The organism is Burkholderia puraquae (genome assembly GCF_002099195.1).
In the GTDB taxonomy this organism is placed as follows: Bacteria; Pseudomonadota; Gammaproteobacteria; order Burkholderiales; family Burkholderiaceae; genus Burkholderia; species Burkholderia puraquae.
On the sequence record NZ_NBYX01000001.1, the window covers coordinates 623,110 to 644,469 of the forward strand.

At 67.8% G+C, this 21,360-nt stretch carries 22 protein-coding genes; 8 read left to right on the forward strand and 14 right to left on the reverse strand.

Features of this window, described 5'->3' with window-relative positions; genetic code table 11:
- Nucleotides 1–11: 11 nt before the first annotated feature.
- On the reverse strand, nucleotides 12–416 hold the full coding sequence (locus B7G54_RS02775; RefSeq protein ID WP_085037643.1) for a lysozyme inhibitor LprI family protein: 405 nt from the start codon (nucleotides 414–416) through the stop codon (nucleotides 12–14).
- Nucleotides 417–762: 346 nt separating this feature from the next.
- On the opposite strand from B7G54_RS02775, the gene B7G54_RS02780 reads away from it, so the two are divergent.
- Genes B7G54_RS02780 through B7G54_RS02790 form a run of 3 tightly spaced genes read left to right on the forward strand, consistent with a single transcriptional unit; the run spans nucleotide 763 to nucleotide 3,079 of the window.
- Nucleotides 763–1,365: a DUF1326 domain-containing protein gene (locus tag B7G54_RS02780; protein ID WP_085037644.1), complete on the forward strand. Its 603-nt coding sequence runs from the start codon at nucleotides 763–765 to the stop codon at nucleotides 1,363–1,365.
- A gap of 23 nt (nucleotides 1,366–1,388) precedes the next feature.
- The gene (locus B7G54_RS02785; RefSeq protein WP_085037645.1) at nucleotides 1,389–2,177 is read left to right on the forward strand and encodes a DUF2182 domain-containing protein; all 789 of its coding nucleotides are present in this window, start codon (nucleotides 1,389–1,391) and stop codon (nucleotides 2,175–2,177) included.
- A gap of 8 nt (nucleotides 2,178–2,185) precedes the next feature.
- Entirely contained in the window at nucleotides 2,186–3,079 is an 894-nt protein-coding gene (locus B7G54_RS02790; protein ID WP_085037646.1) for a DMT family transporter, read from the forward strand.
- 127 nt (nucleotides 3,080–3,206) lie between these two features.
- Here B7G54_RS02790 and B7G54_RS02795 read toward each other — a convergent pair whose 3' ends face one another.
- The 6 genes from B7G54_RS02795 to B7G54_RS02820 all read right to left on the reverse strand — a co-directional run bounded on the left by B7G54_RS02795 (nucleotide 3,207) and on the right by B7G54_RS02820 (nucleotide 10,528).
- Nucleotides 3,207–3,533 carry a DUF4148 domain-containing protein gene (locus B7G54_RS02795; RefSeq protein ID WP_085037647.1) on the reverse strand — a complete coding sequence of 109 codons (327 nt, stop codon included), beginning with the start codon at nucleotides 3,531–3,533 and terminating at the stop codon, nucleotides 3,207–3,209.
- A 224-nt stretch (nucleotides 3,534–3,757) separates the two neighbouring features.
- Nucleotides 3,758–4,639, reverse strand: coding sequence for a PilZ domain-containing protein (locus B7G54_RS02800; RefSeq protein WP_085037648.1), 882 nt, complete (start codon nucleotides 4,637–4,639; stop codon nucleotides 3,758–3,760).
- A 79-nt stretch (nucleotides 4,640–4,718) separates the two neighbouring features.
- The gene (locus B7G54_RS02805; protein WP_085037649.1) at nucleotides 4,719–7,295 is read right to left on the reverse strand and encodes a penicillin-binding protein 1A; all 2,577 of its coding nucleotides are present in this window, start codon (nucleotides 7,293–7,295) and stop codon (nucleotides 4,719–4,721) included.
- A gap of 173 nt (nucleotides 7,296–7,468) precedes the next feature.
- The gene (gene lhpH, locus B7G54_RS02810; protein WP_085037650.1) at nucleotides 7,469–8,476 is read right to left on the reverse strand and encodes a trans-3-hydroxy-L-proline dehydratase; all 1,008 of its coding nucleotides are present in this window, start codon (nucleotides 8,474–8,476) and stop codon (nucleotides 7,469–7,471) included.
- Nucleotides 8,477–8,547: 71 nt separating this feature from the next.
- Nucleotides 8,548–9,669 carry a branched-chain amino acid ABC transporter substrate-binding protein gene (locus tag B7G54_RS02815; protein ID WP_085037651.1) on the reverse strand — a complete coding sequence of 374 codons (1,122 nt, stop codon included), beginning with the start codon at nucleotides 9,667–9,669 and terminating at the stop codon, nucleotides 8,548–8,550.
- A 121-nt stretch (nucleotides 9,670–9,790) separates the two neighbouring features.
- Nucleotides 9,791–10,528 (reverse strand): FadR/GntR family transcriptional regulator, encoded by a 738-nt coding sequence (locus B7G54_RS02820; protein WP_085037652.1) that lies wholly within the window; start codon nucleotides 10,526–10,528, stop codon nucleotides 9,791–9,793.
- A 274-nt stretch (nucleotides 10,529–10,802) separates the two neighbouring features.
- Between B7G54_RS02820 and lhpI the strand changes: the two genes are divergently transcribed.
- The 3 genes from lhpI (at nucleotide 10,803) to B7G54_RS02835 (ending at nucleotide 13,106) form a co-directional block, all read left to right on the forward strand.
- Nucleotides 10,803–11,738, forward strand: a complete 936-nt coding sequence (gene lhpI / locus B7G54_RS02825) for a bifunctional Delta(1)-pyrroline-2-carboxylate/Delta(1)-piperideine-2-carboxylate reductase (RefSeq protein WP_085037950.1) — start codon at nucleotides 10,803–10,805, stop codon at nucleotides 11,736–11,738.
- Between the two features lie 167 nt (nucleotides 11,739–11,905).
- Complete coding sequence (locus B7G54_RS02830) at nucleotides 11,906–12,310, forward strand: response regulator transcription factor (RefSeq protein WP_085037653.1); 405 nt, start codon at nucleotides 11,906–11,908, stop codon at nucleotides 12,308–12,310.
- A 16-nt stretch (nucleotides 12,311–12,326) separates the two neighbouring features.
- Entirely contained in the window at nucleotides 12,327–13,106 is a 780-nt protein-coding gene (locus B7G54_RS02835) for a helix-turn-helix domain-containing protein (RefSeq protein ID WP_085037654.1), read from the forward strand.
- A 60-nt stretch (nucleotides 13,107–13,166) separates the two neighbouring features.
- Here the strand turns inward: B7G54_RS02835 and B7G54_RS02840 are convergent, their stop codons facing one another.
- From B7G54_RS02840 to B7G54_RS02865, 6 genes are all read right to left on the reverse strand, one after another.
- A complete protein-coding gene (locus B7G54_RS02840; protein ID WP_085037655.1) occupies nucleotides 13,167–13,517 on the reverse strand; it encodes a metal ABC transporter ATPase in 351 nt (116 codons plus the stop codon).
- Nucleotides 13,518–13,672: 155 nt separating this feature from the next.
- The gene (locus tag B7G54_RS02845; protein ID WP_069251529.1) at nucleotides 13,673–13,912 is read right to left on the reverse strand and encodes a UDP-glucose 4-epimerase; all 240 of its coding nucleotides are present in this window, start codon (nucleotides 13,910–13,912) and stop codon (nucleotides 13,673–13,675) included.
- Between the two features lie 16 nt (nucleotides 13,913–13,928).
- A complete protein-coding gene (locus B7G54_RS02850; protein WP_085037656.1) occupies nucleotides 13,929–14,219 on the reverse strand; it encodes a DUF1488 family protein in 291 nt (96 codons plus the stop codon).
- 138 nt (nucleotides 14,220–14,357) lie between these two features.
- Nucleotides 14,358–14,756, reverse strand: coding sequence for a DUF488 domain-containing protein (locus B7G54_RS02855; protein WP_085037657.1), 399 nt, complete (start codon nucleotides 14,754–14,756; stop codon nucleotides 14,358–14,360).
- A gap of 164 nt (nucleotides 14,757–14,920) precedes the next feature.
- The gene (locus B7G54_RS02860; RefSeq protein ID WP_085037658.1) at nucleotides 14,921–16,123 is read right to left on the reverse strand and encodes an amino acid aminotransferase; all 1,203 of its coding nucleotides are present in this window, start codon (nucleotides 16,121–16,123) and stop codon (nucleotides 14,921–14,923) included.
- Nucleotides 16,124–16,168: 45 nt separating this feature from the next.
- Nucleotides 16,169–17,554, reverse strand: a complete 1,386-nt coding sequence (locus B7G54_RS02865; protein WP_085037659.1) for an amino acid permease — start codon at nucleotides 17,552–17,554, stop codon at nucleotides 16,169–16,171.
- Between the two features lie 317 nt (nucleotides 17,555–17,871).
- Here B7G54_RS02865 and B7G54_RS02870 point away from each other — a divergent pair, with 317 nt between their 5' ends.
- Nucleotides 17,872–18,345 (forward strand): Lrp/AsnC family transcriptional regulator, encoded by a 474-nt coding sequence (locus B7G54_RS02870; protein WP_085037660.1) that lies wholly within the window; start codon nucleotides 17,872–17,874, stop codon nucleotides 18,343–18,345.
- A 39-nt stretch (nucleotides 18,346–18,384) separates the two neighbouring features.
- On the opposite strand, the gene B7G54_RS02875 is transcribed toward B7G54_RS02870, so the two are convergent.
- Nucleotides 18,385–19,242, reverse strand: coding sequence for an EamA family transporter (locus B7G54_RS02875; protein ID WP_085037951.1), 858 nt, complete (start codon nucleotides 19,240–19,242; stop codon nucleotides 18,385–18,387).
- 401 nt (nucleotides 19,243–19,643) lie between these two features.
- On the opposite strand from B7G54_RS02875, the gene B7G54_RS02885 reads away from it, so the two are divergent.
- The gene (locus B7G54_RS02885) at nucleotides 19,644–21,317 is read left to right on the forward strand and encodes a phospholipase C (RefSeq protein WP_085037661.1); all 1,674 of its coding nucleotides are present in this window, start codon (nucleotides 19,644–19,646) and stop codon (nucleotides 21,315–21,317) included.
- Nucleotides 21,318–21,360: the final 43 nt, after the last annotated feature.

A 21,360-nucleotide genomic window follows, 5' to 3' on the forward strand; every position in this document is an offset into this window, starting at 1 on the left:
GCGCACCACGCTTACTTCGCGGGCACCGGGCACGCGAGATCGCCTTCCTCGCAGGACAGATAGCCCTTCAGCGTGTCGGTGCGCGCTTTCGTCAGATCGTCGAGGCAGGTCGACACGACCATCGGATACGCGCTGCCGCCCTCGGCGTTCGCGCTGGAGAAGCGGCATTCGGCGTCGCGGTACGCGATCCACGCCCGCTGCGCATTCACGAGTTCGTCGGCCAGCGGCCGCGCATCGCGCAGGCGTGCGGTGACGGCCTGGTAGGTCCGGTTCAGTTCCCCGTCGGATTTCTTGTACGCGCGGTCGGCACATGCCGTCATCGCTGCCTGATCCGTCGCGTCGGCACAATTCGCCTGCGCATGGGCGACGTTCGCCGCCAGCGTGAGCGCGCATAGCAGACCGGTCAAGACACGCATGGATGCTCCTTGTTGTTGGTTGAAGTCGTGGAACCCGGTGCCGGGCTTGCCGCGCTGTCGCGCATCGGCCGCCGTCGCGCGGCGACACCGATCGCGATCCTAGCGCACGCGCGCGGGCTTGTCAGCCGGTGTCGCAGCATGCGACGGCTTGCATATCGGCCCTCCCCACCTACACTTGAAAATCGATACGCCGCTTCAGGCCCGCGCTATCGCATCCATCCCGTCTCCGCTTCCGCGCATTCCCCTGCGCATTTCGCGTTCGCATCGCCGAGCGGGGTGACGATTCGTCAGTCGGCTTCCTCCCCCCAGCCCAACGTGCAATCGCCGTCGCTCCCTGGAGGGAATCATGAGCTATCACCTTGAAGGCCGTCTGCTCGAGGTCTGCAACTGTCGCGTCCTCTGCCCATGCTGGATCGGCGAAGATCCGGATTTCGACGTTTGCGACACGATCGTCGCCTGGCATGTCGACAAGGGCACCGTCGACGGCGTCGACGTGGGCGGCAACACGATCGCCGCGGTGTGCCGCGTGCCGGGCAACATCCTGCAAGGCAACTGGACCGCTGCGATCTACGTCAGCGACACGGCGTCCGAAGCGCAGGAGCAGGCGCTGCTCAAGGTCTACACGGGGCAGGCCGGCGGCCCGATCGCCGAACTCGCGAAACTGATCGGCACGGTGGTGTCGATCGAACGCGCCCCCATCACCTTCAATGTCGAAGGGGCACGCGGCACGCTGTCGATCGGCACCGACTACCATGCGGAACTTGAGCCGTACCTCGGCCCGAGCGGCGCGCAGACGACACTGACCGACACCGTGTTCTCGACGGTGCCCGGCGCGCCGGTATTCGTCGGCAAGGCGCCCGTCTACCGGTCGAAGAATGCGGCGATCGGCATCGACGTCGATCTGAAGAATCACAACGCGCTGCAGAGCACGTTCCTGTTCGACGCGTGAAGCGCGATCGCACGCCAACGGTCATGGCTGCGTCGCTGCATCGGCGCCTGTTTCCGCTCGTGCTCGCGAGTCTCGTCGCGTTCGCGTGGCTCACCCTGTGGGCGTGGACGCGCAGTCCGTACGGACGGTACCTCGACCACGGCGACATCGCGCTGCCCACACCGTTCAGCGCGCTTTGCCGCGCGCTGCCGGGCGGCACGCTGTGGCTGCCGGCTGCGTTCGACGCGGCCGGCTGGACGCTGATGATCCTCGCCATGATGCTGCCGACGACGCTGTCGCTGTTCGATGCGTTCGCCCGCGTCGTCGCGAGCCGCCCCGACCAGACGCGCCTGCTCGCGCTCGTCGGCATCGGCTACGTCGCTACGTGGAGCGGCTTCGGCCTCGTCGCGCACGGCCTGCACGCGTTGCTGCTGACCGGCGTCGCGCGCGTGCCGGCGCTCGCGTGGCGCGGCTGGCTGATCGGTGCCGCCGTATTCGCGCTCGCCGGCGCGTTCCAGTTCAGCGGGCTGAAGACGCACTGTCTCGACCGTTGCCGCACGCCCTTCAGTTTCGTGATCAGCCGCTGGCGTGGCCGCACGCCGATGCGTCACGCGTTTGCGCTGGGCGTGAGCCACGGGCTCTTCTGTGTCGGCTGCTGCTGGGCGCTGATGATGCTGATGTTCGTCGTCGGCGCCGGCAGTCTCGGCTGGATGCTGTCGCTCGCCGCGTTGATGGCCCTCGAGAAGAATGCGTCGTGGGGGCAGGCGCTCACCGCGCCGCTCGGCGCCGCGCTGTTCGGCGCGGCCGTGCTGATCGTCGCCAGCCACGCGTGAGGCCCGCGATGCGCCCACCTGCCTCCACATTCGCGCTGCATGTCCGGCCGGGCGTGCGCGTCGTTGCGCTGACGTCGATCGCGATGCTCGCCTTCGCGTCGAATTCCCTGCTGTGCCGGCTCGCGCTGCAGGCCGGACGGATCGATGCGGCCAGCTTCGGCAGCCTGCGCCTCGTATCCGGCGCGCTGATGCTCGCGATCGTCGCGCGTGCGGGTGCGCAACGGCCCGTCCCGCCAGCAGACTGGCCCGCGGCGGCGATGCTGTTCGTGTACGTCACGTGCTTCTCGTTTGCGTACCTGACCGTCAGCGCGGCCACCGGCGCGCTGATCCTGTTCGGCGCGGTGCAACTGACGATGTTTGCGGCGGGGTGGCACGCGGGCGAACGGTTTGCCGCGACCGGCTGGGCCGGGTTCGGCGCGGCGCTCGGCGGACTGGTGTATCTCGTGTCACCCGGGCTCGCCGCGCCGACGCCGCGCGGCGCCGCGCTGATGACGGCCGCCGGCATCGCGTGGGGAATCTATTCGATACGGGGCCGCCGGCCCGTCGATCCGGTCGCGGCGACCGCCGGCAATTTCCTGCGTGCCGCGCCGCTGGCCCTCGCGCTGAGCGTCGCGCTCGCCGCCCGCTTTCACGTCACGCCGGCCGGGGTCGTGCTCGCTGCGCTGTCCGGTGCGCTGACGTCGGGCCTCGGCTATGTGGTCTGGTATGCGGCGCTGCGGCACCTCACGGCAATGCGCGCCGCGGCGGTCCAGCTCTCCGTGCCCCCCATCGCTGCGGGCGGCGCCGTACTGTTCCTGTCGGAACAGCCGACATGGCGGCTCGCGCTCGCATCGGCCGCGATCCTTGGCGGGGTGGCGGCCGTGCTCGCGACGCGGGCCCGCCGGGCCGGCAGCATGCGGTGATGCGCATCAGGTGCAGCTCGCTCGCCCCAGCCATTCAGGCCGCCAAAACGCAAAACCCGCACACGGATACCGTGCACGGGTTTCGGATGAAACGGCAAACCGGGCGCCCTTGCGGGCGCAGCCTGGCTTAGTGGCCGAAGAACACCGACGAACGGTCGGTTGCGGCCGGCACGACCACACGCTGACCCGACTGCGACGTCGCGGCAGGGCTCGCACCGTAGCCCGTTGCATCAGCTTGCGCGCCGGTGTTCTGCGCGGCGGCGATCTTTGCCTGCGCGGCCTGGATGTTTTCCGGGTAGTTGATCCAGTCGTTCGGGTTGTAGCCGGCCTTTTCGAGCTGGACCAGCTCGGCGCGCACTTGCGCGCGCGTCAGCGGCTGCTGGCTCTGTGCGAACGAGACAACCGGTGCGGCCACGAGTGCGGCCAGTGCAACTGCCTTGATCAGCGATTTCATGATGCGTTACCTCCAGGATTGTTTTGTCAGGCGCTTCGGACTCGGGGTCGTTGCGCATGAGTAGAAGTCTAGGAGGCCACGCTATCAGGGTAAATACTTAAATCGCAAATTCACTGTTGACGGAAAACATACAATCTCAGTGGAATCGACTCAATCATCAGATGATTATCGGCGTTCACGCACCGAATAGCCCGCCGCGGCATCCGGCGCGCCCCAGCCGCGCATCAGCGCCGCCGGCCGCTATCCGACGACGCCATCAGCCGGTCGAACAGCAGCGCCTTGAGGCGGATCAGGTCGTCCTCGCCGGTCTCGCCGAACGCTGCGTGATGAAGCGTCAGCGCGGGCGCCGTGGGATCGGCATGGACGGCCCGCACCGTGCCGTCGAGCGCCAGCAGCTCGACCCGGTCGCCCGTCGTGTACGGAAGCAGCACGCGCAAGGGTTCACCGGTTGCGGCGATCGGCCGGTCGACGGCAATCGACAGCCCGCTCACGCTGATGTCGTGCACCATCCCGATTCCTTCCGCGCCCTCCGCCCCACCCGCGCAGCAGGCGGCGATCCGCACCGGCACGCGCGGCTCCGCGCGCGTGCGCAGCCGGTCGACGAAGCCGGGCGGCGACAGCACCAGGAACCGTGCCGCGCCCGACGACTGCACCGACTCGACCGTCGCACCGAAACGCGACACCGCGGCACGGCCGATCGCGATGGCCTCGATATCGTCGCCACGCGCGAAGTCGAACGCGGCCGCCGGCTGCGGCTCGACGAACAGCGCACCCGACGCGGCGACGCCGATCAGCCGGTAGCGTTGAAGCCCGCGGGTCGTGCCGACCCGGCGGCGGATGCCGATCGAGGCGCCCGCCGACAACCCCATCCGCGGCGCGTGCGGCACCGCGTCAGGCACGTGTGGCGCCGGGTCGGCCTCGGCGTCGTCGCGCCGGCGTACCGGCCGGAAATGATCAAACAGGAATGCATGCTGCGCGGCATCGCGCAGCGTCGTGCCGGCCGGCAGCAGCGCGGCGCCGTCGGCATCGTAGAGATCGAAGCCGAGCGGGACACCGGCGGCGAGATCGTCGCGCGTGAGCGGGACGTAGTCGGTAGATAGCCTCATCGGGGAGTGGCGGAGCGACCGCGCGTGCTGTCATGACAACAGGATTACGGCAGCATCGCGCGAAATCTGAACGGCTTCGTTACTGCGAAGCGCCGGTCGCGTCGGGCGCGGCCGGCACCGGCGGCTGGGCCGGTGCGGCCGACGGGGCGGTGCCGAAGCCCGCGCTGCCTCCGCTCGCCGTGCTCGCCCCCGCTGGCGGCTGCGCGGGCTGCGGTTGCGATGCGCCCGCCGACAGCGCAGCGGCCGATGCGGCCACCTCGGACGCCGGCACCCATTCCTCGACGATCCCGCCCGATGCCGCTTCGGGCGCCGATGCGGCCGAAGCAGCCGAGGCCGCGTCAGCGTCAGCTTCCGAAGCCCGCTCCTCCCGCTGCGTCCTGACCGGCGCGGGCACCTGCTTCGGCTCGGGCGGGAACCACGTGTCGAACAGGTCCGTCACGCGCTCCCGCAACGACGCGAACCAGCCCGGCGACGGCTCGGTATCGAATTTCGCCTTCGTGTCGACGAGCCGCGCGCGCTGCGCACGCTGGTAGAAGTCGCCGACGATCGGCAGCGCACTGTGCGCGCCCTGCCCCCAGTAATCGCTGCGCAGCGTCACGCGGCCGTCGTCGAAACCGACCCACGCACCGGCGACGAGGCCGGGCTGCATCAGGATGAACCAGCCGTCCGCGTTGTCCTGCGTCGTGCCCGTCTTGCCGGCCACGTCGCCGCGGATCCCGAAGCGCGTGCGGATGCTGCCGCCCGTGCCGCGCGTCACGACATCGCGCATCACGCTGAGCAGCGTCTTGTCGGTTTCCGCATCGAGCGCGCGCTCGGGCGGCGCCGGCGCGTATTCGGCGAGCACGTCGCCCTGGCGGTTCTCGATGCGCGTCACCATCTGCGGCTCGACATACAGCCCGCCGTTCGCGATCGCCGCGTACGACGCGACCATCTCCTTCAGCGTGACCGGGCTCGTGCCGAGCGCGAGCGACGGCACGCGTTCGAGCGGGCTTTCGCGCACGCCCATGTCGCGCGCGAGCCTGGCGACCGCAGCCGGCCCGACCTTCTCCATCACCTGCGCGGTGATCCGGTTGCGCGACAGCGCGACCGCGTCGCGCAGCGTCATCGGCTTGCCGGTCGGCGGCACGTCGTCGTTCGGCCGCCAGATCTCGCCGCCCTTCAACGGGATCTCGACCGGCTGGTCGATGAACGTGTCGTCCGGCTTCATCCCGTTCGCGAACGCGGCGCCATAGACGAACGGCTTGAACGTCGAGCCCGGCTGGCGCCGCGCCTGCGCGACATGGTCGAACGGTTCGTTGGTGAAGTCGCGGCTGCCGACCCAGGCACGGATCTGCCCGTTGCGCGGATCGATCGCGAGAAAGCCGGCCTGCACGTCGGTCTTCGTCTTGCACAGCGCGCGCATGAAGCCGCGGTCGGCCGCGAGCAGCTTCATCGCGGCCGCGTCGTCCTTGCCGGCGTCCTGCGCGGCCTTGTACTCGGGCGACTCGCGCATGAAGGTGCGGAACACCTCGCTGTCGGTGCCGCAGCCGTCGCGGCCGCTCCATGCGTTGTTCGCAATGCCCTGCAACTGGTTGCCCTGCAGCGTGAGCGCCTGGGTCGCCATCTGCTGCAGCCGCGAGTCGATCGTCGTACGCACGATCAGCCCGTCCGAGTAGATGTTGTAGTCGTTGCGGTCGGCCCACGCGATCAGCCATTTGCGCAGCTGCTGCGCGAAATGCGGCGCCGGCCCCGGCGGCTCCTTCTGGCGCTCGAAGTCGATCCGCAACGGCCGGCGCTGCCACTGCGCGAACTGCGCCTGCGACAACTTGCCGTACTTCACCATCTGGCCCAGCACCGTATTGCGCCGCTGCAGCGCGCGCTCGGGATTCAGCACCGGGTTGTAATAGCTGTTGCCCTTGAGCATCCCGACGAGCGTCGCGCTGTCGAGCACGTCGAGCTCGTCGGCCGACTTGTCGAAATAGGTGCGCGCGGCCATCTCGACGCCGTACGCGTTGTACAGGAACGGCACCGTGTTCAGGTAGGTCTCGAGGATCTGGTCCTTGCTGTAGACGGCCTCGATCTTCAGCGCGGTGATCGCCTCCTTCACCTTGCGCGTGAGCGTCGGCGCGCGGCCGATCTCGTCCGGATACAGGTTGCGCGCGAGCTGCTGCGTGATCGTCGAGCCGCCCTGGCGGCTGCCCGAGAACGTATGGAGCGCGGCCGACGCCGTGCGCTTCCAGTCGAGGCCGTGGTGCTCGTAGAAGCGGTGATCCTCGGTCGCGATCAGCGCATCGACCATATGCGGCGAGATCTGCTTGAGCGGCACCCACTCGCGGTTCGACGGCTTGAATTCGGCCAGCAGCTTGCCGTCTGCGGACAGCACCTGCGCGGGCTGGTCGACGCGCGCCTTGCGGATGTCGCCGATGCCCGGCGTGAACGGGATGAGCACGACCACGTACACCACGAACAGCACCGGCACGGCGGCGCCCGCGAGCAGCACGCCGCGGCGCGTCGGATGACGGAGATGATGCCACGCGGTGGCCGCGAGAGGCTTGACCCGCGCGACGGCAGCAGCCGCGACGGGTTGGGCGCGCGCGGCCCATCTGGCACAGAAGTCACGCACTGACGACACGTTTCGGCGATTCACGCGGGTGGAGCTCGGCTGAAAAGGGTGCATCGTACCAAACTCGCGCGGCCCGCCGGCCCACGGCCGGGTTGCGCCGGCGCCTGCCGCGCAGGTTCGCGACGACGCGCACGAAAAAAAGGCGCGTGCCCCGCAACGGGAACGACGCGCCAAACCTGGTACGACAACCGGGAAGCCGCGCAACGGCGGCCGATCGGCGCGGCAACTCAGCGCACGAGGAATCCGTAAGTGAGCGGATCGCGTTCGTCGACGATCCAGTTCGCGAACCCGCAGATATGCGCGCTGCCCTCCACTTCCGGAATCACGGCCGGGATGTCGCCGACCGTCGTTTCGCGCAGCACGCGCCCCTTGAAGACCGTGCCGACGATCGATTCGTTGACGAGCGTGTCGCCGGCCGCGAGCAGCCCGCGCTGGTAGAGCTGCGCGACGCGGCCGCCGGTGCCGGAGCCCGTCGGCGAGCGGTCGACCTCGCGATCCGCGAACACGCAGCAGTTTGCCTGCGTCGAGCCCGGGTGGCGCGGCGCGTTCGCGATGATCGTGCCGTAGATGTGATTGATTTCCGGAATCTCCGGATGCACGACCGGATACTTCGCGTTCGCGGCGGCCTTCACTTCCGCGCCGAAGCGAATCAGCTTTTCCACCGCCGCTTCGCGCACCGGCAGGTCGAACGGCGCACCGTCGACGTAGAAATAGAACGCGCCGCCATAGGCGATGTCGCCCGTCACCGTGCCGAACGACGGTGTCTCGACCGACACGTCGCGCTGCCAGATGAACGACGGCACGTTGACGAAGCGCACGGGCCCCGCATGCTCGCCGTCCCACTTGACGAACGCCTCGATGAAGCCGCACGGCGCGTCGATGCCGACCCGCGTTTCCGGCACCGTGCGCTGCACCCAGCCGAGCTCCACTGCCGCGGTCGACAGCGCAATCACGCCGTGTCCGCAATGGTCGCTGTAGCCTTCGTTGTGCACGAAGATCACGCCGAAATCGGCATCCGGCGAAACGGGCTCGGTCAGGTAGCCGCCGTACATGTCGGCGTGGCCGCGCGGTTCGAACATCAGCGCGCGGCGGATCTCGTCGGCGTGCTCCTTGAGCCACGCGCGGCGCTGGACGATCGTGTCGCCGGCCGCGCGCGGCAGCCCGCTCGTGACGATGCGGAACGCTTCGCCGCCGGTATGGACTTCGACGGTGGAAAGGGATCGGGAAATTTTCATGGTCGAGCGAAGGGGTTGAAACGAAGAACGGCGGCCGCGCCGCCGTCCGATGGCAGGTGAGCCGCTTACGCTTACTTCGCGTACGGCTCCGGCAGGCCGTTGCGAATCACGTAGACGGACGTCGGTGCGCCCTTCAGGTCGCCGTTCGCATCGAACGAATAGGTGCCCGCGACGCCCTTGTAGTCCGACTTCGCGAGTTGCGCGATCAGCTTCGCCTTGTCGGTGGTCGTACCGGCCTTGACCATCGCGTCGGCGAGCAGCTTCATCCCGTCGTAGTAGTTCACGCCGTAGACCTGCGTATCGGTGTGATACGTGTCGTGGTACTTCTTCAGGAATTCGCGGCCGGCCGCCGTCTTCTCGAGCGCGACGCCGCCCTGCGCGCAGTAGACGATCGACGCCGCGTCGCCCGCGACCTTGCCCATGTCGGCCGAGCAGATGCCGTCGCCGCCGAGCAGCTTCGCGCGCAGACCGCGCTGCTTCATCTGCTTGGCCATCGGCGCACCCTGTGCCGCGTAGCCGCCGAGGAAGATCACGTCGGGGTTGCTGGCCTTGATCTTGGTGAGAATGCCGAGGAAATCGGTGGCCGACGAATTCGTGTATTCCTGGTCGACGATCTTGATCCCGTTCGCCTTCGCGACGTTCATGAACTGCTCGGCAACGCCCTGCCCGTAGGCGGTGCGATCGTCGATCACGGCGGCGGTCTTGGCGTTCAGCGTCTTCGCAGCGAAGGTGGCCATCGTGCCGCCGAGCTGTTCGTCGCTCGCGCCGATCCGGAAGATGTTCTTGAAGCCCTGCTTCGTCAGCGCCGGGTTCGACGCGACCGGCAGCATCGGCACGCCGGCATTCGCGTACACGCGCGAGGCGGGGATCGCGACGCCGGAGTTGTACGGCCCGAGCACCGCGACCACGCCCTTGTCGACGAGATTCTGCGCGACCTGCACGCCGGCTTTCGGGTCGGCCTGGTCGTCGTCGGAAACCAGTTTGAACGTGACGGTCTTGCCGGCGACCTTGATGCCGGCCTTGTTGAGTTCGTCGACGGCAAGGCGCGCGCCGTTTTCATTGTCCTTGCCGTTCGCGGCCTGCGGGCCGGTGAGCGGCGCCGAATGGCCGATCATCACGACTTCCTGCGCGTGCGCGGAAGTCAGCGCGCCGGCGGCAATGGCCACCGAGAGCGCGGTAACGAGGTGTCGCATGATGTCTCCTGATTGGTTTTGTGTGAAACCAATGTAGGACACGTGTGGTCACCATGCAAGCAATTTCAAAATAAAATCTTCGATTCTGGTCAATTTTCAGACCAGAACGAGCCTGGCGCCGTCATTTCGGCGTGATGTCGCGCCGCACGCGACGGATGTGCTGCTCGACATAGAACGCCGCCGCGTCGGCATCGCCCGACACGATCGCCTCGTAGATCAGCCGGTGTTCGGACACGTAGAGCCGGATCCGGCCCGCGTCGTAGATACCGTCGTCCTTCAGTCGCTTCCACAGCGGCTGGTCCATCGTCTTCGCGACTTCGTCCGCGATCTTCACGATCAGCGCGTCGCCGGTCATCAGCGCGAGCTGCCGGTGGAACAGCCGGTCGCTTTCGTTCCACAGCGCGCGCTGATGCGGATCGTCGACGTCGGAAATGGTTTCCATCTGGGCCAGATAGCGTTCGGCGCCGGGATCGGCTCGGCCGTGCGCGGCCGCGAGTCGCGCAATCGCCGGCTCCAGGATCAACCGCACGTCGAGCGTCGACGTCGGGCTGAAATCGGCTTCGGACGCCTTGTGCATGTCGCCGCGCTGCGCGAGCACGTCGAGCGGCGACGCGACGACATAGGTGCCCGAATTGCGCTTCGTGAACACGAGCCCCTCGTTCTGCAGCGCGCCGAGCGCTTCACGCACGGCCGGCCGGCCGACCTGGAACAGCCCCGCAAGCTCGCGCTCGGACGGCAGCCGCGACTCCGCGGCATAGCGCCCCGCGCGGATCTCGTCACGGATCTTCTCGGCGACCTGCTCGTAGATCTGCAGCGGCCTGAAACCGCCTTCGAGTGTGTCGGGACGCGCGGACATCATCGTATGGCTCCTGCCCGGTCGCGGGCGTGAATCTGGAATGGGTTCGCACTATACCGGAGCGCGCCGGCATCGCGGCCCCGGCGCCTCTTCTGGACAGATATTAGAACCAAAACCGGCAACACGCTTTATTTTCTGGGTGGCGGGTGGGCCAGAAAGTGGTATAAATTTGATCCACACTGCCCTGTGTCACGGTATCCGGCAGCCCCGTGGCGGGCGCGGCATGCGCCCGTCGTCCACGCTCACCGACGCATACGACGTACACGAGACGTACACGATGACCGCTCTTTCCCCGATTCCCGTTTTCGATGCGGCCGACACGGCCGCGCTGCTCGACTACCCGGCGCTGCTTGCCACGCTCAGGCAAGCCGTCGCCGACTATGCGGCGGGCGAGATCGTCAGCCCCGAGCGCCTGGTCGTCCCGCTGCAGGCCGGCGGCGTGATGCTGTCGATGCCGTCGAGCGCGCGCGACCTCGCGACCCACAAGCTCGTGAACGTGTGCCCGGGCAACGGCGCGCGCGGGCTGCCGACGATCCTCGGACAGGTAACCGCGTACGACGCGACCACCGGCGAGATGCGCTTCGCGCTCGACGGCCCGACGGTCACCGGCCGCCGTACGGCGGCCATCACAGCGCTCGGCATCCAGGCGCTGCATGGCGCCGCGCCACGCGACATCCTGCTGATCGGCACCGGCAAGCAGGCGGCCAATCACGCGGAAGCGCTCGCGGCGATCTTTCCCGAAGCACGCCTCCACGTGCGCGGCACGAGCACCGGCAGCGCGGCTGCATTCTGTGCCGCACACCACACGCACGCGCCGCGTCTCGTGCCGCTCGACGGCGACGCGATTCCCGATGCGATCGATGTCGTCGTGACGCTCACGACGAGCCGCACGCCCGTCTATCGCGAAGCCGCGCGCGAAGGCCGGCTCGTGGTCGGCGTCGGCGCATTCACCGCGGACGCGGCCGAGATCGATGCGAGCACGGTGCGCGCCAGCCGGCTGGTCGTCGACGATCCGGCCGGCGCGCGCCACGAAGCCGGCGACCTGATCGTCGCGCAGGTCGACTGGCAACACGTCGCGTCGCTCGCCGACGTGCTGGGCGGCGCATTCGACCGCAGCGGGCCGCTGCTGTTCAAGAGCGTCGGCTGTGCCGCGTGGGACCTGGCCGCGTGCCGCACCGCGCGCGATGCGCTGGACGCACGCCGGGCCGGCTGATCCAGCCGCCCGGCCCGCCTGCCGCGCACGCGGCACGTCACACCGAGGCCGATCCGGCGGTTTCCCGTACGCGTTGTAGGAATCGCCCTACAACGCGTCGCAGCGGCCTACATCAACTTCCAATTCGGCCGATTTCATTTTCGGCGGCGCAACACGATACTGCCGGCATGAATGCCAGCCAGTTACCCGCCGCGCTCCGGGTGTTTCTCGTCGATCACGCCGTCGCCGTCCGGCAGCGGATCGCGCTGCTCGTCGGCGCGATCCGCGGCGTCGCCGTCGTGGGCGAGGCGGAAGACGGCCAGGACGCATGGACGCACATCCGCAGCAGCCAGGCGGACGTGGTGATCGTCGACCTGCGGCTGGCGGACGGCAGCGGCCTCGACCTGATCGGGATGCTGTCGAAGGCCGCGCCGCGCATCGTCACGATCGTGCTGACGAATCACTCGGCGCCGGCATTCAGAGAGGCATGCGCGTCGGCCGGAGCCGACTACTTCTTCGACAAGACCGTCGAATTCGACGCTGCATGCCGTGTCATCGAATCCCTGGTGCACGCTCGCGCGCACCGCCCCTGACGAGCCGGAGTGACTCATGTCCACAGCCACCGCCTGCGCCGCCGACGTATCCATCACGCCCCGGCCGACGCTTCCGCTTCGCGCGGTCACGCGCGCCGACGCCACCAAGCATCCCGCCGCGCGCTGCTCGGTCTGCGCGATGCGCTCGATGTGCCTGCCGCCGCACCTGACCGCGGCCGAATACGGCCGCCTCGACGCAATCATCTGCACGACCCGGCAGGTGCGCCAGGGCGACGCGCTGTTCCGCACCGACGATCCGTTCCAGAGCATCTATGCGGTACGCGCCGGTTCGTTCAAGACGGTGATGATGCATCGCGACGGCCGCGAGCACGTGACGGGCTTCCAGATTGCCGGTGAAACGCTCGGGATGGACGGCATCGGCGGCGGCCAGCACTGCTGCGACGCGATCGCGCTCGAAGACAGCGTCGTGTGCATCATCCCGTTCGGCGCGCTCGAAGCGGCATGCCGCGAGATCAAGCCGATGCAGCACTTCCTCTACCAGATGCTGAGCAGCGAGATCGTCCGCGAATCGAGCCAGATGCTGTTGCTCGGCACAATGTCGGCCGAGCAACGCGTCGCGCATTTCCTGCTGAACCTGTCGTCGCGCTTCGAGGCGCGCGGCTATTCGGCGACGGAATTCAACCTGCGGATGACGCGCGAGGAAATCGGCTGCTATCTCGGGATGAAGCTCGAAACCGTGAGCCGGATGTTCTCGCGGCTCCATCGCGAAGCGGTGGTTGAAACGCGCGGCAAGCGCGTGCGCATCATCGACTCGCAAGCGCTCGCACGGGTCTGACAGACCCAGACCAGGACCAGGACGACGCCCGGCGGCCCGCGCGGCTTCGCGCGCAATGCATCATTGCACGGCGCCGCCGGCCGCCGCGTCGCGCAGCCCCACCCTTGCACCGCCCGCCTGGCACACGATCAGTGCCTGTTCGGCCTGTGTGAACGCGCGGCGCAGCGTGTCGTCCATGTCGTCGCCGACACACGGCGGCAGCGGCCAGAGCGCCGTGTCGTGCATCACGAGGTCGAGCCGCACGTCGTACCGGCGTGCGCCATCGGCGGCGGCACGCGATTCGATGGCGAGGTGGCAACCGGCGATCAACGCGCGAAACCGTTCGAGCCGCACCAGCTGCGCGCCGGCTTCGGCTTCGACCGCGGCGGAACCCGCGAATCCATGGCAGGCGATCTGCATGCCCACGCCCATGTCGTGTCTCCTGACGGGGCCGCCCGCTCGTCGACCGCCTTGCAAATGCCGCCCGCACCAAAACGCGGCGGCACGTGTTACCCGTGGCGCGGCGCGATTTCTTCGATCGCTGCCGGGCCGATAGTCTGCCCGCGCCTTCGTCGGCGCGGGATCGTTCATACGTTGAAGGTCTGCGACGTCTTCATCTCGATCCATGTCATGCCTGCCCGCAGCCCTTCGATCATCGCCTCGCGCTCGGTCGGATACGCATGGCTGTGTTCGAACGTGTGATGAAAACGCGCGGCACCGGTGCCATGCTCGACCGACACGCGGCAGCGGAATTCGCCCGATTCGCACGGGCGCGTCTCGACTTCGACGGACCAGTCGCGTTCGTGAATGTTGCCCTGCAGTGACATGCACCCTCCTGCGGTATCAGTCTTCGAGCCGGAAGTGGCCGCTGTGCAGCAGCACCGGCCGGCCGCCGATTTCCTCGAGCATGCGTCGCGCCATCGCCTCGATCGCCGACCGGTGCGCGTCGAACGCAGCCAGCAGGTCGCGTTCGAGCAGCGACGGCGCGCCGAAATGATCTTCCAGCGCCTCGGCCGTGACCGCGCACTGTACGCAACGCCCGTCGACCAGTGCCGAAAACGCCACGACCAGGTCGCGTGCGCAATATTCGGGTGGTTCCGGCGGGAAGGCAATCTGCATCTGTCCGCCTGTCATCGTCGTGATCGCTCCATGACAAGAGCATAGTGGCGCGCGCGCCCGCACGCTTGACCCACGTCAACCGGTTCGCTGCGCCGCACGATGACGGCGCGGCAGCGCGCCGGCGTGGCTGCGCGGCGCCGCTTCAGCCCGCTTTCAGCCCGCGTCGGGCTCGATCGCCGCGCCGCGCGCCGCAAGCAGCTCGCGCAGCACGCTGCGGTGGCAATGGCGTTCGTCGTCGCAATAGCAGCCGATCGAGAACGCGGTGGTCGCCGACAGCGCGGCCAGCAGGTCCAGCACCTTCGGCGCATCGCCATGCGCCATCTCCGCGCGGAAATGGCGCTTGAACGCGTTCCATTCTGCATCGGTTTCGGCGGCCTGCGCCTGCGCGACGAGTTCCGGGCTCGGCGACAGCGTCGGCAACCATACATCATAGTAGTTGCGCGACGCGAATTCCGCCTTCGGCACGCCGCGCGGCGGCCGCCGCACCGTTCCGATCCGCAGGCCCTCGCCAGCCGCGCGCGGCGTGCCGAGCTGGATGATCCGGATGCCCATGTCGCTCCCTTTCGTGTGGCGTACGATCCCTTGATCGTACCCCCGCGCCTGCCCCCACGTCAGCCGGGTGGCGCACATTGCGTGCCGCACAATTGAAAACCGGCTGCCCCCTTGCGGGAAGCAGCCGGTTCGGCCAGCCGGGTTGGCGCCGGGGCGCGCCGCGATCAGACGCCGCTCTTCAGCACCTTGCCGATTGCATCCGCGACGATCGCGACGTTCGAGTCGTTCAGGCCCGCGACGCACATCCGGCCCGAACGCAGGATGTACACGCCGTGCACTTCGCGCAGCGCATCGACCTGCGACTCGGTCAGGCCCGTGTACGTGAACATCCCGCGCTGCTTCACGTAGCGCGTCAGTGCCTCGCCGCTGACGTGGTCGCGCAGGCCGTCATGGATCGACTGGCGCATCCGCGCGATGCGGCGGCACATCGCCGCCAGTTCCTCTTCCCATTGCTTGCGCAGCGCAGGCGTGCCGAGCACGGCCGCCACGAGCTTCGCGCCGTAGGTTTGCGGGTTGCTGTAGTTCGAGCGCACGGCGCCGGCCAGCTGGCCGAGCACGCGGTCGGCCGCGGCGGCATCCTCGCAGACGACGCTCAGGCCGCCCACGCGCTCGCCGTACAGCGAGAAGTTCTTCGAGAACGAGTTCGCGACCAGCGCCGGCACGCCGCGGCGGGCCAGCTCGCGCACTGCGAAGGCGTCCGCGTCGAGGCCCGCGCCGAAGCCCTGGTACGCCATGTCGACGAACGGCAGCAGCCCGCGCGCCTCGATCACGTCGATCAGCTTCTCCCACTGGCCTTCGTCGAGGTCGACACCGGTCGGGTTATGGCAGCACGCGTGCAGCAGCACGATGCTGCGCGCCGGCAGCGCGTCGATCGCCGCGAGCATCGCGTCGAACTTCAGGCCGCCCGTCGCTTCGTCGTAGTACGGATACGTGTTCACCGTGAAGCCGGCGCGCTCGAAGATGAAGCGGTGGTTTTCCCAGCTCGGATCGCTGAGCCACACCTGCGCATCCGGAAAGTAGCGCTTCAGGAAATCGGCGCCCACCTTCAGTGCGCCGGAGCCGCCGAGCGTCTGCAGCGTCGCGATGCGGCCGGCCGCGCGGGCCGGGTGATCGGCGCCGAACACGAGCGCCTGCACGGCGTCGCGATATGCGGCCAGGCCGACCATCGGCAGGTACGGCTTCGCGCTGCTGTCGCGCTGCAGCGCGGTTTCGGCTTCGCGCACGGCGCCCATCACCGGAATCCGGCCTTCGGCGTCGAAGTAGATGCCGATGCTCAGGTTGACCTTCTGGTCGCGCGGATCTTTCTGGAAGTTCTCGTTGAGCGTCAGGATCGGGTCGCCCGGGTACGCGTCGATGTGTTCGAACATGGCTATGTACGTCTCGTTTGGAAGAATGATCGGTCGTGGCCTGCGTCAGCTTGCGGATGCGCCGTCATGCACCGCATAGCCTGCATTCTTCTGACGGAAGCGATACCCGACCGCGAGCACCGCGAGCCATACCGGGATCAGGTACACCGACAGGCGGAGATCCGGTGTCAGGTACATCACGACGAGAATGCCGGCCATGAATGCCAGGCACAGGTAATTCGTGAAAGGATAGCCCAGACTGCGGAAGGAAGTCTCCTCCCCGGCCGCGCGCTTCGCCTGGCGGAACTTCAGGTGGATCAGGGTGATCATCGCCCAGTTGATGATCAGCGCCGACACGACGAGGCCCATCAGCACCTCGAACGCCTTGCCCGGCATGAAGTAGTTGACGAGCACGCACACGCCGGTCGCGAGCGCCGACGCGCCGAGCGCGGCGAGCGGAATGCCGCGCTTGTTCACCGAGCACAGCACCTTCGGCGCGTTGCCCTGCCGCGCGAGGCCGAACAGCATCCGGCTGTTGCTGTACACGCCGCTGTTGTAGACCGACAGCGCGGCCGTCAGCACGACCACGTTCAGCACGTTGGCGACCAGGTTGCTGCTCAGCGCGTGGAAGATCAGCACGAACGGGCTGCCGCCGCTGACGACCTTTTCCCACGGGTACAGCGACAGCAGTACCGCGAGCGCGCCGATGTAGAAAATCAGGATGCGATAGATAACCTGGTTGGTCGCACGCGGAATGCTGCGCTTCGGATCGTCGGCCTCGGCCGCGGTGATGCCGATCAGCTCCAGCCCGCCGAACGAGAACATGATCGCCGCCATCGACATCACGAGCCCCGACACGCCGTTCGGGAAGAAGCCGCCGTGCTGCCACAGGTTGCGGACACTCGCCTCCGGCCCCGCATGACCGCTCACGAGCAGCCAGCCGCCGAAGCCGATCATCCCGACGATCGCGGCGACCTTGATGATCGAGAACCAGAATTCCGTCTCGCCGTACGACTTCACACTCGCCAGGTTCAGCAGGTTGATCGCGACGAAGAACACCAGCGCCGACACCCAGGTCGGCACGCCGGGCCACCAGTACTGCACGTAGATCCCGACGGCCGACAGCTCGGCCATGCTGACGAGGATGTACAGCACCCAGTAGTTCCAGCCGGACAGGAAGCCGGTGAAGTGGCCGACGTACTTGTTGGCGAAGTAGCTGAACGAGCCGGCGACAGGTTCGTCGACGACCATCTCGCCGAGCTGGCGCATGATGAAGAACGCGACGATGCCGGCCACCGCATAGCCGAGCAGCACGGACGGGCCCGCCATCTTGATCGTCTGCGCGATGCCGAGGAACAGCCCCGTGCCGAGCGCGCCGCCGAGCGCAATCAGCTGGATGTGCCGGTTCTTCAGCCCGCGCTTCAGGCCGTCGCTCTCGTTTCCAGAAACCATGTCTTCTCCACTCTGTCCGCCTCCGCCTGACGCGGTGCGGCGCGCCTCGGTGTGCCGGGCGCTGTTTTGCTGTGCCGGGGCCGTTCGTGGAGCCGCCGGGTTGGGGGACTGCAATCTTCGCGTGGCGGCGCCCGATTCGCGTCGGCGTGCCCGCCAGACCAGCCGCCGGCCGTCGTCGCGCCGCATGATTGCGATCGCACACGAAAATCCGGCGTCAGTTTAGCGTCGCGGCCGCGAAATCGGGTTTCGTAACCCGTTCATGCAAACCCTACATTATGAGATAAGATTGCATGCAGGAGACAAATGAGGAAACAAAAATGCATGAACCGGTTCTGGATCGCCTCGATCGCCACTTGCTCGCGATCCTGCAGGAGAACGGCCGCGCGTCGAACCTCGATCTGGCGAAGGCCGTCGGCCTGTCGCCCGCGCAGACGCTGCGCCGCCACCGCCGGCTGGAGGAGATTGGCGCGATCCGCCGCTACGAAACCCGGCTGTGCCCCGACACGCTCGGTTTCGGCGTCACCGCTTTCGTGCACGTGACGATGGAGCGCGGGCATATCCGCGACCTGTCGAAATTCCAGAAACTGGTGTCGGATCTCGCGCAGATCCAGGAGTGCTTTTCGGTGACGGGCGACATCGACTACGTGTTGAAGGTCGTCGCGCACGACCTGAAAGGCTTGTCGCGGTTCCTGCTCGAAACGCTGATGCGAATTCCCGGCGTGAGCGGCGTGCATTCGAGCGTGTGCCTCGACGAGATCAAGTGCACGAGTGCGATGCCGGTGGAAAGCTGACGCGGCACGCGGCGCGCCCGGCACAACAGGGGGACACGTTCACCGCACCGCTTCGAACGCACTGATCAGCAACGCCCCCGCCGCGATCACCATGCAGCCGGCCGCTCGACGCGGCGTCAGCCGCTCGCCGAGATACACGCGCGCGATCAGCGCCGCGAACACCACGCTCGTTTCGCGCAGCGCCGACACCGGCCCCATCGGCGCGCGATCCATCGCCCAGATCACGATCCCGTACGCGAGGGCCGCGAATACGCCGCCACACGCAGCCTTCACCGTTTCGCCCACATCCTGCGTCAGCCGCAACGGCCCCGCGCGCAGCCGGTAGTACGCGGCCATCATCGCGCCCGTCAGCACGAACATCCACGCGGTATAGCCGACCGTGTTGCCGCTTTCCCGCACGCCGATCCCGTCGACCACGCTGTAGGCCGCGATCGACACGCCAGTCGCGAACGCGGTCGGCAGCACCTGCATCATCCGGTGCTTCGCGCCGCGCCCGAGCTCCAGGCCGATCGCCATGATCCCTGCGCAGATCAGCACGAGCCCGCATTGCGCGCCGACATTCAGGTGCTCGCCCGCGAACGCCGCCGCGCCGAGCGTGACGAGCAGCGGCGCGGTGCCGCGCGCGACCGGATACGCGACGCTCAGGTCGCCGTGCTCGTACGCGCGCACCAGCAGCAGCGTGTAGACGACGTGGAGCACGGCCGATGCGACGACATAAAGCCAGCTCGCGGGCGTGATCGGCGCGGCGGCCGGCAGGAACAGCAGCGCGAACAGCCCGATCGCGATCTGCAGCACCGTGGCCGACCGCAGCCGGTCGCCGCTGCTGCGGACGAGCGCGTTCCATGACGCATGCAGGAACGCCGCACACAGCACGGCAAACAGAACGGGGATCGGCACGCTGAATACTCCCTGGGGGCGGCCACGCGAAATCGTCGCCGCAGGGCGTTCATCGTATGAATCCGTCATCCGATTGTCAAAAAACTGCCCTGCGCAGCACCTTGCCCGAACCGCTCGGCCGCGCGCTTTCGCCCGCCCCGCATGGCATCCGCGGCAGCGGCCCCACGCGCCGCGCGATATGACGCAAAGATGGCATGCGGTCTGCCCCTTTCCATTCTCTTTCGCATCGCATTCCGCCGTAATGAAATCGATACCGCAGCGCAATCGACACGAAACCACTCCGTCCCCATATCTTCATACGGGACTGTTCCAATGCGCGTGCTCTCTCACGAGCTCCGCGCCGAACCGACACGGCGACGGGGCCGCTCTCCACCATCGAAGACCTTACCTGGAGTTTCCCGATGTTCCGTCAAGCCTTGCTCGTCACCGCCTGCGCAGCCGCAGCGCTGGCGCTGTTCGCCTGCGGCGGCAGCGACGATCCCACGCCGACGCCTGCCGTGTCGTCGCAGGATGCGCTGCAGACCGCCACGCCGATCAAGCACGTCGTCGTGATCTACGGTGAAAACATCTCGTTCGACCACTACTTCGGCACCTACCCGAACGCGACGAACCCGTCGGGTGAACCGGCGTTCACCGCCAAGTCCGGCACGCCGACGCCCAACGGCCTGACGGGCACGCTGCTCACCGCGAACCCGAACTTCACGAACACGGCCAACGGCACCGACGCGGCGAACCCGTTCCGCCTCGACCGCACGCAGGCCGCGACCGCCGACCAGAACCACGCGTACACGGCCGAGCAGCAGGCCGAGGACAACGGCCTCGCCGACCTGTTCCCGAAATACACGGGCAAGGGCACATCCGGCGGCGCCGGCGCGTTCGGCACGAAGGGCCAGGTGATGGGCTACTTCGACGGCAACACCGTGACGGCACTGTGGAACTATGCGCAGCGCTTCGCGATGAGCGACAACACGTACACGACGACGTACGGCCCGTCGACGCCGGGCGCGCTGAACGTCGTGTCGGGCCAGACCAACGGGATGCAGATCGTCAAGACGTCGAAGCAGCCGTCGACGCTCGCCGCCAGCTCGTACTACATCAATGACGGCCAGGGCGGCCTCACGATGATCAACGACGTCGACCCGGGCTTCGACGTGTGCTCGAGCACGACCGACCAGGCGATGATGACCGGCAAGAACATCGGCGACCTGCTGAACAGCGCGAAGATCACGTGGGGCGGCTTCATGGGCGGCTTCAACCTGTCGACGACGAACGGCAACGGCACGACGGGCTGCGCGCGCAGCACGGTCGCCACCGCCGTGAACGCCGCGACGGCCGACTACATCCCGCACCACAACTGGTTCCAGTACTACGCGTCGACCGCGAACCCGCAGCACACGCGCCCGAGCTCGGTCGCGGCGATCGGTTCGAGCTTCCAGGCCGACGGGAAGACCGCCGAACCCGCGAACCACCAGTACGACAGCGACGACTTCTTCGCGGCCGTGAAGGCCGGCAACTTCCCGTCGGTCAGCTACCTGAAGGCGCCGGCCGCGCAGGATGCGCACGCAGGCTATTCGGATCCGCTCGACGAGCAGGCGTTCGTGACGAAGGTCGTCAACTTCCTGCAGCAGCAGCCGGACTGGCAGAACACGGCCGTGATCGTCACCTATGACGACTCGGACGGCTGGTACGACCACGTGTACACGGCGCCGACGCACGCATCGTCGGACCCGGTCGACCAGGTCAACGGCGCCGGCAAGTGCGGCACGGGCGGCACCACCGGCGTGAACGGCGCGACCGTGAACGGCCGTTGCGGCCCGGGCGTGCGCATTCCGCTGATCGTGATCTCGCCGTACGCGAAGCAGAACTACGTCGACCACACGATGCTCGACCAGTCGTCCGTCGTGCGCTTCATCGAGGACAACTGGCTCGGCGGCCAGCGCATCGGCGGCGGTTCGTTCGATGCGACCGCAGGCGACCTGCGTGCGCTGTTCGACTTCACGTCGAAGCCGAACACGACCCCGCTGTATCTCGACCCGACGCTCGGCACCGCATTGAGCGCGGCACCGGCGATCTGACCGGCACTGCATGACCGCATGGCCGGCGCCTCACGCGCCGGCC

Coding starts and splice junctions, on each gene's coding strand:
- B7G54_RS02840 (WP_085037655.1), bottom strand. CDS start 13,517: ATGGGCGTGGGCATGCAGATCGCCTGCCATGGATTCGCGGGTTCCGCC.
- B7G54_RS02785 (WP_085037645.1), top strand. CDS start 1,389: ATGGCTGCGTCGCTGCATCGGCGCCTGTTTCCGCTCGTGCTCGCGAGT.
- B7G54_RS02815 (WP_085037651.1), bottom strand. CDS start 9,669: ATGCGACACCTCGTTACCGCGCTCTCGGTGGCCATTGCCGCCGGCGCG.
- B7G54_RS02820 (WP_085037652.1), bottom strand. CDS start 10,528: ATGATGTCCGCGCGTCCCGACACACTCGAAGGCGGTTTCAGGCCGCTG.
- B7G54_RS02855 (WP_085037657.1), bottom strand. CDS start 14,756: ATGGGCATCCGGATCATCCAGCTCGGCACGCCGCGCGCGGCTGGCGAG.
- B7G54_RS02865 (WP_085037659.1), bottom strand. CDS start 17,554: ATGGTTTCTGGAAACGAGAGCGACGGCCTGAAGCGCGGGCTGAAGAAC.
- B7G54_RS02805 (WP_085037649.1), bottom strand. CDS start 7,295: ATGCACCCTTTTCAGCCGAGCTCCACCCGCGTGAATCGCCGAAACGTG.
- B7G54_RS02780 (WP_085037644.1), top strand. CDS start 763: ATGAGCTATCACCTTGAAGGCCGTCTGCTCGAGGTCTGCAACTGTCGC.
- B7G54_RS02835 (WP_085037654.1), top strand. CDS start 12,327: ATGTCCACAGCCACCGCCTGCGCCGCCGACGTATCCATCACGCCCCGG.
- B7G54_RS02775 (WP_085037643.1), bottom strand. CDS start 416: ATGCGTGTCTTGACCGGTCTGCTATGCGCGCTCACGCTGGCGGCGAAC.
- B7G54_RS02870 (WP_085037660.1), top strand. CDS start 17,872: ATGCATGAACCGGTTCTGGATCGCCTCGATCGCCACTTGCTCGCGATC.
- B7G54_RS02800 (WP_085037648.1), bottom strand. CDS start 4,639: ATGAGGCTATCTACCGACTACGTCCCGCTCACGCGCGACGATCTCGCC.
- lhpI (WP_085037950.1), top strand. CDS start 10,803: ATGACCGCTCTTTCCCCGATTCCCGTTTTCGATGCGGCCGACACGGCC.
- lhpH (WP_085037650.1), bottom strand. CDS start 8,476: ATGAAAATTTCCCGATCCCTTTCCACCGTCGAAGTCCATACCGGCGGC.
- B7G54_RS02830 (WP_085037653.1), top strand. CDS start 11,906: ATGAATGCCAGCCAGTTACCCGCCGCGCTCCGGGTGTTTCTCGTCGAT.
- B7G54_RS02860 (WP_085037658.1), bottom strand. CDS start 16,123: ATGTTCGAACACATCGACGCGTACCCGGGCGACCCGATCCTGACGCTC.
- B7G54_RS02885 (WP_085037661.1), top strand. CDS start 19,644: ATGTTCCGTCAAGCCTTGCTCGTCACCGCCTGCGCAGCCGCAGCGCTG.
- B7G54_RS02795 (WP_085037647.1), bottom strand. CDS start 3,533: ATGAAATCGCTGATCAAGGCAGTTGCACTGGCCGCACTCGTGGCCGCA.
- B7G54_RS02850 (WP_085037656.1), bottom strand. CDS start 14,219: ATGACAGGCGGACAGATGCAGATTGCCTTCCCGCCGGAACCACCCGAA.
- B7G54_RS02790 (WP_085037646.1), top strand. CDS start 2,186: ATGCGCCCACCTGCCTCCACATTCGCGCTGCATGTCCGGCCGGGCGTG.
- B7G54_RS02845 (WP_069251529.1), bottom strand. CDS start 13,912: ATGTCACTGCAGGGCAACATTCACGAACGCGACTGGTCCGTCGAAGTC.